At 39.6% G+C, this 13235-nt stretch carries 11 protein-coding genes; 6 read left to right on the plus strand and 5 right to left on the minus strand.

What is annotated here, in order from left to right:
• Window positions 1-60: 60 nt before the first annotated feature.
• Entirely contained in the window at window positions 61-534 is a 474-nt protein-coding gene (locus tag BUC17_RS03270; RefSeq protein ID WP_073361570.1) for a hypothetical protein, read from the plus strand.
• Between the two features lie 30 nt (window positions 535-564).
• Here the strand turns inward: BUC17_RS03270 and BUC17_RS03275 are convergent, their stop codons facing one another.
• Complete coding sequence (locus tag BUC17_RS03275) at window positions 565-2736, minus strand: carboxy terminal-processing peptidase (protein ID WP_073361572.1); 2172 nt, start codon at window positions 2734-2736, stop codon at window positions 565-567.
• A gap of 149 nt (window positions 2737-2885) precedes the next feature.
• Here BUC17_RS03275 and surE point away from each other — a divergent pair, with 149 nt between their 5' ends.
• Genes surE through BUC17_RS03300 form a run of 5 tightly spaced genes read left to right on the plus strand, consistent with a single transcriptional unit; the run spans window position 2886 to window position 7810 of the window.
• Window positions 2886-3665: a 5'/3'-nucleotidase SurE gene (gene surE / locus BUC17_RS03280; RefSeq protein WP_073361574.1), complete on the plus strand. Its 780-nt coding sequence runs from the start codon at window positions 2886-2888 to the stop codon at window positions 3663-3665.
• The gene (locus BUC17_RS03285; RefSeq protein WP_073361576.1) at window positions 3658-3930 is read left to right on the plus strand and encodes a hypothetical protein; all 273 of its coding nucleotides are present in this window, start codon (window positions 3658-3660) and stop codon (window positions 3928-3930) included. Before surE ends, BUC17_RS03285 begins: the two co-directional genes overlap by 8 nt.
• 3 nt (window positions 3931-3933) lie before the next feature.
• The gene (lpxB, locus tag BUC17_RS03290) at window positions 3934-5049 is read left to right on the plus strand and encodes a lipid-A-disaccharide synthase (protein ID WP_073361578.1); all 1116 of its coding nucleotides are present in this window, start codon (window positions 3934-3936) and stop codon (window positions 5047-5049) included.
• A 40-nt stretch (window positions 5050-5089) separates the two neighbouring features.
• A complete protein-coding gene (locus BUC17_RS14230; protein ID WP_234977680.1) occupies window positions 5090-5782 on the plus strand; it encodes a C40 family peptidase in 693 nt (230 codons plus the stop codon).
• A gap of 24 nt (window positions 5783-5806) precedes the next feature.
• On the plus strand, window positions 5807-7810 hold the full coding sequence (locus BUC17_RS03300) for a ComEC/Rec2 family competence protein (protein ID WP_073361580.1): 2004 nt from the start codon (window positions 5807-5809) through the stop codon (window positions 7808-7810).
• Here the strand turns inward: BUC17_RS03300 and BUC17_RS03305 are convergent.
• The 4 genes from BUC17_RS03305 to BUC17_RS14235 all read right to left on the minus strand — a co-directional run bounded on the left by BUC17_RS03305 (window position 7807) and on the right by BUC17_RS14235 (window position 13223).
• On the minus strand, window positions 7807-8310 hold the full coding sequence (locus BUC17_RS03305; protein ID WP_073361582.1) for a thioredoxin family protein: 504 nt from the start codon (window positions 8308-8310) through the stop codon (window positions 7807-7809). The genes BUC17_RS03300 and BUC17_RS03305 overlap by 4 nt on opposite strands.
• A 32-nt stretch (window positions 8311-8342) precedes the next feature.
• Window positions 8343-9815 (minus strand): peptide MFS transporter, encoded by a 1473-nt coding sequence (locus BUC17_RS03310; RefSeq protein WP_073361584.1) that lies wholly within the window; start codon window positions 9813-9815, stop codon window positions 8343-8345.
• Between the two features lies 1 nt (window position 9816).
• Window positions 9817-11469, minus strand: a complete 1653-nt coding sequence (locus BUC17_RS03315) for a peptide MFS transporter (protein ID WP_073361586.1) — start codon at window positions 11467-11469, stop codon at window positions 9817-9819.
• Between the two features lie 71 nt (window positions 11470-11540).
• Window positions 11541-13223: a peptide MFS transporter gene (locus BUC17_RS14235; RefSeq protein WP_073361587.1), complete on the minus strand. Its 1683-nt coding sequence runs from the start codon at window positions 13221-13223 to the stop codon at window positions 11541-11543.
• Window positions 13224-13235 lie beyond the last annotated feature (12 nt).

Consider the following 13235-nt stretch of genomic DNA (forward strand, 5'->3'; position numbering starts at 1 on the left):
TTGCCTTTTTAGTATTCTCTCAAAAATAGCAGTACCTTAGAAGTACCAATTGATAACCCTATGAAAAAACTCGTATTCTTTTGGGGCTTATTTGCCATGGGCCTTATCCCCGTTTTTGCGCAACAACCCCTCACCGATTCATTAGCCCTGCGCAAGCAACAAGAAACGCTTGAAAAAGCGCGCTTAAAACAAAAACGTGCTACAGAAAAAGCAATGGTTAAAATGGAAAAAGAAAAGTCCAAAGCCGAAAAAGCGCAAAAAAAAGCCGAAAAGGAGCTCCGAAAAATGGAGAAAGCGCAAGATAAAATTGATAAGGCAACAGCAGCGGTGTCGAAAGCAGAGAATCGTTTGACGAAAGCACAGAAAAAGCTCGAAAAAATGCAAAAGGACTTGAATCGTGACATCGACAAAAATCGCTTGTCAGCGGAAGCCCTGACCAAAGCAAGAGCGCAAATCCAAAAGCAACAGGAACGCATTGCGGAGGAAGAAAAAGATTTAGAAAAGGCGCAGGCCAAGTTGAGCAAACTGAGATAAAAAAAAGTCCCGAGCGAATCGGGACTTTTTTTATGACTTTAATAATTTCTCTTTTTTCACTTTGTTGGATACCCCTTTATTGGCTCCATTTTGTAGGTCGTCCAAAACGTGAATGGCTTCCTCAATATAAATATCCTTGGAGAGGTTTTCATGCCAACGATCGCGTTTTTCTTTTAACGTTACGTCGGTCTTCATTTGTTCCTCTTCATTGGGCAAGGACTTAAATTCGAAATTATTTTTATAATCAGCAATGGCTTTGAACTTTTTATTCATTTCATCCAATTGCTTTTGCTCCTGCTTGTATTTGTCGATTTGCAAACTGTAGGTGGTAATGTCGTTGCGATTGTCCAACCATTTTGCATTTTCATCAATTAACTTCAATTGCGGACTCGCACTGAGTCTTTTTTTACTGTTGGCCAACGCAAATTCATAATTCGGCTGGTTGGTCCAAGTTTTATACGGCGCTGGGTCAATTTTGTCCCAAGGCATCGCATTATCGATGTCCCGCTCACCCATTTCCAAATACGCGTATTTATCGGGCATAACGACATCACTTTTTACTCCTTCCAGTTGGGTTGAACCACCGTTAATTCGGTAGAACTTTTGGGTTGTGGTTTTTAAAGCGCCCAAATCCCCCACAGTACTTCCGCGCACAAATTGGTTCAAGTCAATGACATTTTGAACCGTTCCTTTGCCATAAGTTTGCTTACTTCCAACAATCACAGCTCGCTTATAGTCTTGCATGGCTGCAGCTAAAATCTCAGAGGCTGACGCTGAAAACTCATTGGTCATGATGACAAGCGGTCCATCCCAGGCCACTTTTGGATCACGATCATACAATACTTCTTTACGCCCTGCGGCAGAACGCACTTGAACAATAGGGCCTTGGTCAATAAAAAGACCACTGATGTCCACCACCGTTTTCAGGGAACCTCCCCCATTGTCACGAACATCGACAATCAAACCTTCAACGCCTGCATTTTTGAGACGCTCGACTTCAATGGCCACATCTTTGGCTGCATCACGACTGTCTTTATTTTCAAAATCGATGTAAAATTTGGGCAAATAAATAATCCCATATTTTACGCCATTTTTCTCAACGATACTTGAACGAGCATACGTTTCTTCGATTTCAACCTCATCGCGAATAATGGAAATTACTTTTAAAGAACCATCTTGTTTTTTAACGGTTAGTCGAACTTCGGTTCCTTTTGGTCCTTTGATTTTTTTCACTACATCGTCCAAACGCATCCCTACTACATCCACGGGTTCGCCATTCCCTTGTGCCACTTTGAGGACCACATCACCGGCTTCCAATTCTTTTCCTCGCCATGCTGGACCTCCAGAAATCAACTCCGTAATTTCTGTGTAATCGTTTTTCTTTTGCAATCGCGCTCCAATTCCCTCTAATTTTCCACTCATGCTCACATCAAAGCGCTCTTTATCTTCAGGAGCAAAATAAGAAGTGTGCGGATCAAAGCGAGTTGTTATGGCATTAATGTAGACCGAAAACCAATCCGTACGGGTTAGGTCTTTGATGAAATCAAAATTCTCATTCAACGATTTTAAGGCATTCTCACGGGTTTCTTTCTCTAGTTGTTCGTAGGTTTTTACTTCAACTTTAACTTCTTTTTTATCCGTTCCTTTTTCTTGAAGCTTTTGCTTTTCAACTAATGAGGCCAACGTAGAGAGTTTAATTTGCTTACGCCAACGCTCTTTCAATTCGGCCACATTTTTGCAATAAGGCGCGTTTTCATAGTCTGTATTAATAGACTCATCCACTTTATAATCAATGGGTTTGTCTAGAATTTCTTTGTAATAGGCGCGACTCTCCTCCATACGCTGAATCAACCGATCGTAGGTCAGGTTAAAAAACGTAAGGTCACGATTGACAATTTGGTCGTCAATTTTGGTTTCATATTGCGCAAATTCGTCGATATCCGACTGTAAAAAGAAGCGTTTTGAAGGGTCCAAAGCTTCGATATACTCTTTGTACACTCCCTTTGAAAAAGTATCATTAATTTCTGAAGGACTATAGTGTCCCTTTTCAATAACATAAGTTAACAATTCAAGGAGCAACTTATCTTTTTCAGGATCACCCTCTTTCGATTTAGGCATAAAGCTCCATAACCCCACGGCTGCAACTAGCACAATAAGGATTTTTTTATAATGTCTTTTCATAAAACTCACAATTGCATTCATTAAGTGTTCCTAAATTATATAAAAAATCATGCCATCCCGTTGGAATACCGTCTAAATTTTTGTTAAACTCAGACCTCGACCCAAAGTTAGGAAAAATGTCCCCAATGAGTCCCAAAATATGTACTTTTGTTACAACTTCAAATTGAAATATGGAATCCAAACCTTTGATTTTAGTCACCAACGACGATGGCATTACGGCCCCTGGAATTCGAGCCCTCCTTGAGGTTGTGCAAACCTTGGGTGACGTGGTGGTCGTGGCGCCCGACAGTCCCCAAAGTGGCATGGGTCACGCCATTACGGTGAATGATATGTTGCATGTAAAAAAAGTGAGTCCGTTTGGCGCTGACATCATGGCTTACAGTTGCTCAGGAACTCCCGTGGATTGTGTCAAAATGGGCGTGCATGAATTGATCAAACGGAAGCCTGACCTTTGCGTTTCGGGCATCAATCACGGATCCAATTCGTCCATAAATGTGATTTATTCGGGCACCATGAGCGCTGCTGTTGAGGCGGGTATCGAAGGGATTCCAGCTATTGGTTTTTCCTTGCAAGATTTCAGTTGGGAAGCCAATTTTGAGCCCGCAAAAAAATACATTCGAAGCATTGTGCAACGGGTACTTGAGGAAGGATTACCATCGGGCACCGTGTTGAATGTGAACTTCCCAAATCTTCCTGCCGAGGCGATTAAAGGAATTCGTATTTGCCGGCAGGCGCATGCGTATTGGCAAGAAAAATTTGATAAACGCTTATCACCCTTTGGGAAAGAATACTATTGGTTGACGGGAGAATTTATTAATTTAGACAAAGGAGAAGACACTGATGAATGGGCACTTGCACATGGATTTGTTTCTATCGTACCCGTGCAATTTGACCTTACCGCACACCATGCCATTCCAGTTTTAAACCGTTGGAATTTCGAAAATGAATAAAAAAGAACTTTTACTAGGTTTCGCACTAGGCCTCCTTACCACGGGTATAGGCTTGTTTTTGGTCGCACTGCTTTTTTCCTTTATTAGTCCGAATTTTCATTGGCAGTCCCTTCAAAATGGGGATTTATTGGGAAAATACATCGCTTTGGGTTCGTTATTGAATATGCTTCCCTTTTTTGTTTTGTTGTCGCGAAAAAAAGAAGCGATGGGGTACGGAATCATTATTGCCGTAGCGACACTCACCCTTTCCACTTTATTTTTTTAACCCATGAAATACTATATCATAGCAGGCGAAGCTTCGGGAGACTTACACGGTTCCAATGTAATGAAAGCCCTTTTAAACGAGGACCCACAGGCCGAAATTCGTTTTTGGGGGGGTGACTTGATGCAGGCGGTGGGTGGCACTTTGGTCAAACACTACCGCAATTTGGCTTTTATGGGATTTGCCGAAGTAGTGATGAATTTGGGTACGATTTTAAAAAATATTCGTTTTTGTAAAAAAGATATTCAGACTTTTCAACCCGACGTTATCTTGTTTATCGACTATCCTGGATTTAATATGCGTATTGCCAAATGGGCGAAACAGCAAGGATTTCGAACCCATTACTACATTGCCCCTCAAATTTGGGCGTGGAAAGAAAACCGTATTAAAGCAATCAAGCGCGACATCGATGCGTTGTATGTAATTTTACCTTTTGAAAAAGACTATTTTGAGCAAAAACACCAGTATCCCGTGCATTTTGTAGGCCATCCGCTATTGGACGCTATTCAACAACGCACCCCTACCGATGAAAAATTGTTTAGAAATCAAGCCCAATTAGACGACCGACCCATCATCGCATTATTGCCCGGGAGTCGCAAGCAAGAGGTTTCCAAAATGCTTGAAATTATGTTGTCGGTTGTTCCCGACTTTCCCGACTACCAATTTGTTATTGCCGGAGCTCCGAGTTTGGATTATGCTTTTTATGCTCCATTCTTGGATTCAGAGCGGGTACGATTTGTAGCGAATCAAACCTATGACTTACTATCCTGCGCACATGCGGCTTTGGTCACCTCGGGCACAGCCACGCTTGAAACCGCCCTTTTTAAAGTTCCCGAAATCGTTTGTTACAAAGCCAATCCCATATCCTATCAAATCGCCAAAAGAATCATCACTTTAAAATACATTTCGTTGGTCAATTTAATTATGGATCAACCTGTGGTCACCGAATTGATTCAAAACGATCTCAATCGCGAGCGTTTACATGCTGAACTTACGCAAATTCTATCGGGACCAGAGCGCGAAAAAATGGTCAAAAACTATATTGAATTGGAACAAAAATTAGGCGGTGGAGGCGCTAGTCAAAGAACGGCGCAGCATATTAGGAAGATTTTAACAGCCTAATTTAGCTGGCTTTGTTTTATCTTTGCCAAAACTTTTGAGTTTGCATAAAATTTGGAATTATATCATCGTCGCATTGGTTTTGGTTTCCTGTAAACCCAACCAAACAGCTATTGTTACCTCCAAAAAAGAAGCGCAAAAAAAGAAAATTTACACGCCTTACACGACCAAAAACAATACAGAAGTCGCCACTACAACTGCCAATTCAACTCCCGCAACTACCCCTAAAAAAGTAAAAACAATTACTGTTGTTCGTGAGCCCGAGGGTATTTCGGAAACTAAACCCAAGAAAACGCCTCTAATTCTGGATCAAAACGATGAAGATATTGTGGTTACTAGTGATGACACGCCTTACCTTACCGAGCAATTGATCAATAATGCCATGGACTATCTCGGTTCGCCCTACCGCGGTGGCGGCACGAGTCGCAACGGATTTGATTGCAGTGGTTTGATGTTTACGACTTTTAAAACATTTGACATTATTCTGCCCCGCAGTTCACACGAGATGGCCCGTATTGGCCGGGTATTGGATCGAAATGAATACCGCCGTGGGGATTTGATTTTTTTCCGAACGAATGGACGCCGTACCATAAATCATGTGGGAATGATTACGGAAGTATCGTCCGATGAAATAAAATTTGTACATTCGTCAACACAGTTAGGCGTTGTTGTCTCCTCCACCAAAGAGCCTTACTATCAACGAACTTTTGCACAGGTGAATAGGGTTATCGAGTAAATCGTAACATCTAAACGCCGGAATATGAAAGCCATTCAATTTCCGCTGATTCGAGTTACCCTCGCCTTTATTATTGGACTTTTTCTCGGGAAACTTATTGTTGTTCCCCCAGTTCTATGGGCATGCGGTATACTTTTTTCAGCGCTTACCGTAGGAGTCATCCATTTTTACACACGAAAATTTATAGTGCCACCGAACGCGCTTGGAGGCCTGCTGTTATTGATCTTTGTCGGAATCGGCGGGATGCGAATCGCGATGGACAATCCGCAGCGAAATCCCAATCACTTTTCGCATTTTCTAAAAAAATCGCAGTCCTGCTCCCTTGTTGTTACGTTAGAATCCCAATTACGCACCTCTACAACACGAACGCGTTATGTGGCCGAGGTACACCAGTGGAACGGACAAAAAACGATGGGAAAAATTGTGGTGGGTTTTCCGAAAAATAAGCAACCCTATACCGTTGGGGAGTTATACGGTGTAACTGGAGTTTTCCTTCCTTTGCAACCCGCTGTTAATCCTGGGCAATTTGACTATAGTGCTTATTTAAAAAACAAACATTGGTATGGTCAACTCTTGGTCTCCCGTGCAAAATCGCTTGCACCTCCCCCAAAAAGCATCCCTGCTATAGCCGATGGTATTCGACAAACGGTGCATCAACGGTTAAAAAAACACTTGGATGAATCGGATTTAGCGCTCGTTATGGCGCTGATTCTGGGGCAACAGCAAGATATGAATGCCGATTTAATTCAAGCCTATCAAAAAGCGGGTGCAGTACATATTTTATCAGTTTCTGGACTTCATGTGGGTTTTGTGCTGATTTTTATACAAACGCTGCTTAAACCCTTTCCCAATACCCGACGGTATCGCCGTGTAAAAATTGTGATGGTCATCCTTGGACTTTGGTCCTTTGGATTTTTAGCTGGGTTGGCTCCCTCCGTATTGCGCTCGGTGGTGATGTTTTCGGGACTCGCTGTGGGAGCGTATCTGCGACGGAGCAGTAACAGCTACAACACCTTGTTTACCTCTTTATTTCTTATTTTACTTTGGGAACCCCATGCGCTATGGGATGTGGGACTGCAACTGAGTTATACGGCTGTTTTTTTTATCCTCTGGTTGCATCCTATTTTGCAAAATCTTTGGTCACCGCGCTCGAAAGTAGGACGGTATGTACGCGACTTACTATCCGTTTCATTGGCAGCACAATTGGGTACATTGCCCCTGTCATTGTATTACTTTCATCAATTTCCGGGTCTTTTCTTCGTAACTAATTTACTTTTATTACCGGGAATGGGGGTTTTGATGGGTTTGGGACTTTTAAGTGTTTTGATGGCGTATCTGAATTGGATTTGGTCGCCTGTATTAAAATTAATGCAGTGGGCATTGGACCTTATGAATGGGATCATCCGCCTCATTGCAGCACAAGAAGAAATGGTCTGGAGTGGCATTCCGATGAATCTGACGGCTATGCTCCTTTTGTATGGTATAATCGTGATGGGCGTTTTTGCGGTGGAACGGCGGAACTTCTACAGTTACAGGAATTTCTTAGGGAGTATACTGGTTTTTCAATTGGCGATTTTCGGCATTCGGCATTACCATTGGCAAGAAGAGGCATGGATTCTTTTCCATCAACGAAAAGCTACTTTAATTGCGCATCAACAGTACGATCAATATCGTTTTTTATGTAAAAATAACACCGCGCTTATGACCCTTGAAGCGTTTGCTTTATCCCGATGGTTGGCACCCGCTACACGACAAGACATGCGGCAACATCGATTTTGGCTAAACGGAAAGAAAATAGCACTAGTTGATGAAACAGGGCGTTTCCCAAAAGTTCGTCCTCATATTTTGATTGTGACCAATAATCCGCGGTGTGGTCCTGAATCGTGGTTACGACGCCATCGCCCGGATTGGGTTGTGCTTGACGGAAGCAACGGCTATCAATTGCGAAAATCGTGGAGAGAATGTTGTTATCAACTAAAAATCCCTTTTCATGATACTTCAGAAAAGGGATCGTTTAGCGTATTTTAGGCTTTCTTTTTGTCTTTTTTGGGTTTCGGGTCGGGCACATAGCGCGTTAACATTTCATTGGCGCCCGCTAACCATTTTTCGGGACCACCAGCTACGTAACCGGTTTGACCCAACTGTTCAAAATTGGTTTTGCCATTGACTTCGGTGGGCTTTACCAAATAAACTGAGGGATACCCACGCACTTGAAAGACTTGTTGCAATTGCATATTTTGTTGGCGCAATGCATCGGTTTGCGGGGTACGTCGTGGGAAATCGAGTTCAACCAAGATTACTTTTTCCTTGGCCCATTGGATAAATTCTGGCTTTTTAAAAACTTCCGTTTGCAAACGGATACACCAACCGCACCAATCGCTTCCGGTGAAAAATAAGAACAAGGGTTTTTGTTCACTGCGGGAAAGTTCGATAGCCTTGTTGATATCGGTGTGCCATGTTAATCCTTCTTGCGCTTGAAGGGATTGAAGTCCTGTGAGCAACAAAAAAGCAAGTATAATTTTTTTCATAACAAAAGTAATTTACGTTCGAAAGTTACAAATTATTTCACATCCTGCATCAATTTTCGGACCAAAGGCGAAATAACGATAAGAACAACGCCCGCAATCAGTGCGTAGATTGCCAGTTGTTGGTAGCCGTCGGTGTAGGCAATTAATTTTTCGGATTTAGTGGCATTTTCATTTGTGATTGACATTCCGGCACCCAAAATTCCTGCAACATATTGTCCATACGCACTGGCCAAAAACCACATCCCCATCATCATTCCTTGTAATTTATCAGGTGATAGTTTGGTCATAATAGACAATCCGATAGGAGATAAACATAATTCACCAAATGTAATGATGAAATAGGCTAAAGTAAATACTTCCAAAGAAGTCAACCCATCAATGTTGGCAAAAAACCTTGTAGAATAAAAAGTGTAAAAAGCCAATGCTAAGAATAAAAACCCTAGTCCAAATTTCACAACAGTATTGGGTTCAACTTTACGAACATTCAACCAAACCCAAATTAGACCTAAAAGAGGAGCAAAAATGATAACGAACAGAGAATTTGCTGCATTATTTACTCCGTTAGGTTCTAAATTAATTCCTAAGAAATCATTTTCAAGATTGTTAGCTGCGAATAAACTTAGTGAACCTCCGCTTTGCTCAAAAAAAGCCCAAAAAAATATTGAAAATAGAATAAATATTAAAGCTGCAATTAACTTCTTATTTTCTTGAAGCGAGAAATTTCGCATTTCATAAGCAAGGTACAACAATGTGATAGGACCAATTGTATACATAAAATAATTGGTATACTCTGGGCTTGAAACCATTGTCATTATCAAAGGAATGGCCAGTAACGTCCCAATATACGTGGCATACTCATACGATTTTCGCTTAGAATCTTGTAAATGTAGCAAAGGAGAAAGTCCGATGGTTGCCATATTTTTTTGTGTAAACATAAAAGTAACCAAACTAATGATCATCACAATTCCTGCTAAACCAAAAGCGATACTCCATGAATAATTTTTGCCAATATCTATACAAACATACCCTCCCAAGAGCGCCCCAATATTTATTCCAGAATAAAACAATGAAAAACCTGCATCTCTTCTTGAATCATCGGCTTTATACAATGTTCCAACCATAGTGGAAATATTGGGTTTAAAAAAACCTGTTCCTATGACGGTAAATGCTATTCCAAGAAAGAAAAATTGTTTTGGATCAATAGCCAAAATTATACTTCCAATAATCATCATTATTCCTCCCCAAAACAATGATTTTCTGTATCCTAAAATTTTATCGGCAAATAAGCCCCCAACGAATGTAAAAGCGTAGACGAATGCTTGGGTAGCACCGTATTGTAAATTTGCTACATCTTCCTTCATCAACAATTGATCGACCATGAAGAATGTCAACATACCGCGCATCCCATAAAAACAGAAGCGCTCCCACATTTCACTGAAGAATAAATACCACAATTGTTTTGGATATTTCCCCTCAAAATTTTGAATATCTTGTATTGTCTGCATATTAATTCAATCCTTTTTCCTTCATAACTGCATTTAATCTTTTGAGTATGAGTAACCCTAAACCAGTTGCAAATAATAGCAATAGAGCATTCACAATAAAGAAATTGGATTTATTTTCATAATCATACCACATACTTGCTAAAACACCCGACAATTTGTTTCCAATTGAAATAGACAAGAAGAACCCTCCCATCATTAGAGCTGTAAGTCGTGGTGGACTTAACTTAGAAACAATTGACAAGCCCATTGGAGACAAACACAATTCACCAACAGTTATTACCCCATAAGTTGCCACAAGCCACCATGGGGAAACTTTAACGGCTCCATTACTTCCAAAATAAACGGCAACAACCATCACTAGACAGGAAAGAGATGAGATAAAAAGTCCTAAAACAATTTTTGAAGGTGTTGAAGGCTCTTTCCCTTTTCTTCGCAACAATGCAAAAAAACCAACGACAAAAGGGGTTAAAAGTATAATCCAACCAGGATTAACCGATTGAAAAAGTTCGGTATTGATTAATGAAACCTTTTGTTCGGGATTTGACTCTAAAATTTGCTTTTGTTCAACAGAGACATTGGTAAAATAAACATCTTTTCCTTGAATTTTTATAGGATTATTATTATCGTCTTTTTCTGCTTGAAACTGATTGTCATATTTTTGAACTTCTTTTGTTTGATAATCTTTTTCTTCCACAAGGTAAATCTTGGACAATGCTTCTTCTGTTTTTCCTGTAACTTGTCGATCCGTGTAATAATTTGCCCAGCGTGTTAATGCCGTTCCGTTTTGTTTAAAAACAGCCCAAAACAACATTCCAACGGCAAAAATGGCTAACAGAGCTCCCAACGGTCGTTTATCCTCGGTGTTTGCTTTTAAATACAATCGTATGTAAAATATGATGACTGGTATACATGCAAAAATAAAGGCATCCGTTGAATCACTTTTAAAAATATCTCCGGGAATTATCCAACCAACAGCACCACACAACATTGCGGGTAAAAAAACCATTCCTAAAATTTTACTCAAACTTATATCACCTTCTTGTACTGGTTTCATAACATTGGCTGTTTCGAGATGTTTCTTTCCTAAAAAGAAGATGATTAACCCCAAGAACATACCTATTCCCGCCGTAGTGAAAGCAGCTCCCCAACCATATTGATTACGCATAAATGCTGCAACTATATTACATAAAAAGGCCCCTAGATTTATACCCATGTAAAAAATATTATAACCCGCATCTTTGTTGGCTTTATACTCATCTGTAGAATATAAATTACCTACTAAAGTGGATATACTTGGCTTGAAAAACCCATTGCCTACAATAATCAATGCCATGGAAATGTAAAACATTGTAACATCGTGGAATCCTAATCCTATATAGCCTAATCCCATTAAAAATCCGCCTAAGTATATTGCTTTGAAATACCCTAAAAAACGGTCTGCCAAATAGCCTCCAAGAAATGGAGTTAAATAGGTTAATGCAATATATGTCCCAAAAATATCGTCTGCATATTTATCTGAAAAAGCCAATCCTCCTGTGGAAGTTGGATCAATCATATACAACACAAAAATTCCTATAATTAAATAGTAACCAAAACGCTCCCACATTTCGGTAAAAAACAAAAACATTAATCCTTTTGGGTGTTTATTTTTCATAATTCTCAAATTAAAAAAACCTGTAATCAACTTACAGGTTTGAAAGATATAAAAAACATTTAAATCCTAATCTATTCTGGTTGTCCTTCGATGTGGTCGTTGTGCATTCTTTTCTCCAACCAAGAACTCAACACAAAAAGAATAGCAGCTGCTGCTCCTGACATAATGATGAATAAAATGAAGAACTCATACAAATTTGTGATCTGGAATCCCAAAAATGATGTTGCCCCGCCAGTACCATCTTCGCCACCGGGTATCAAAGCACTTAAGGTTCCGGCAAACTTATTTGCGGCAGCATTGGCCAAGAACCAAGTCCCCATCATTAATGATGACAAACGCAATGGAGCTAGTTTTGAAACCATTGACAAACCAATTGGCGATAAACATAATTCTCCCATGGTATGAATAACATACAATCCAAACAACCACCACATGGAAACTTTTTCCCCTAAGCCTAAACCTTTAACTGCGATTGCAATAACTACGTATCCTAAAGCTACTAAACTAAGTCCAATTGCCATTTTCTTAGGAGATGACGGTTCTGCCTTAAGTTTATAAAGAAAATCCCATAAAATCGAAAATAATGGAGCTAGCAAAATAACTGCTAATGGATTTACAGATTGAAACCAACTAGCAGGAAATTCACTTTGTATAAAACTAGTAATATGTCCTGTTAGCATAAAAAGAATAAGTAATGCAGAAAACAATCCAAAAACAATAAATCTTATTTTAGATGTCCAATCGAAAAACCACTGTAATCCTTTTGACAAATAAAACATAGTAACAATACCTGAACCAACTATCAACCAAGAAGGAATAACTATCGAAACTTGTCTATCAACTTGTCTATCCGCAAATAACGTTAATGAAGCTCCTGCCTGTTCAAAAGCTCCCCAAAAGAAAATAACGAAGAACGCTAAGATGAAAATCACAGTAATTCGTTGTGTCTCGATTTTAGTTAAACTTTTATCACTAAAAATTAAAACAGGCATCGCAACCATGGCACCGTAAATCAAATAGCTGATAATGTCAACGTCGCTTTTAAACATTTGTTTGAAATTCAACATGAAAAAGATAATTGCAATTGAACCAATAATCATTGCTATATTTTTGACATCTAATTTTTTTACTGGTAATCCAATCGCTTTTCCGTCTTCGGATATTAAATATTTCTTTTGCCCCACGACAAAAGCAACTAAACCTATTAACATTCCAACGCCTGCTGCTAAGAATCCCCATTTGAAATCCATTGATCCACAAACCAAAGGAGAAAAGAATGCACCCAAGTTAATACCCATGTAAAAGATTGTAAAAGCACTATCAATTCTTCTGTCATTTGCTGGATACAACTGGCCCACCATAGTAGAAATATTAGGCTTAAAGAATCCATTACCAATAATAATGGCCGTCAATCCCATCCACATAAGTGAAACTCCACCATCGGCACCAACAGAAGCACTGAAAAACATAAAGAACTGACCAATTGCCATTAAAAGACCACCAATCACAATACTTCTTCGGTTTCCTAAAAACTTATCGCATAAATAACCGCCTAAAAGTGGGGTCAAATACACTAAACCTGTATAACTTCCATATATTTCAGAAGCATCAGCATCTTTCATCAATAATACTTTAGTCATAAATAAAATGAAAATCGCTCTCATTCCATAATAACTGAATCGCTCCCACATCTCTGTGAAGAATAAAAAGTACAATCCTTTAGGATGTCCGGTTTTTACAGCATTGTTTTCCATATAGTTTGTTTT

It is taken from the genome of Flavobacterium fontis, from assembly GCF_900129405.1.
Taxonomy (GTDB): domain Bacteria; phylum Bacteroidota; class Bacteroidia; order Flavobacteriales; family Flavobacteriaceae; genus Flavobacterium; species Flavobacterium fontis.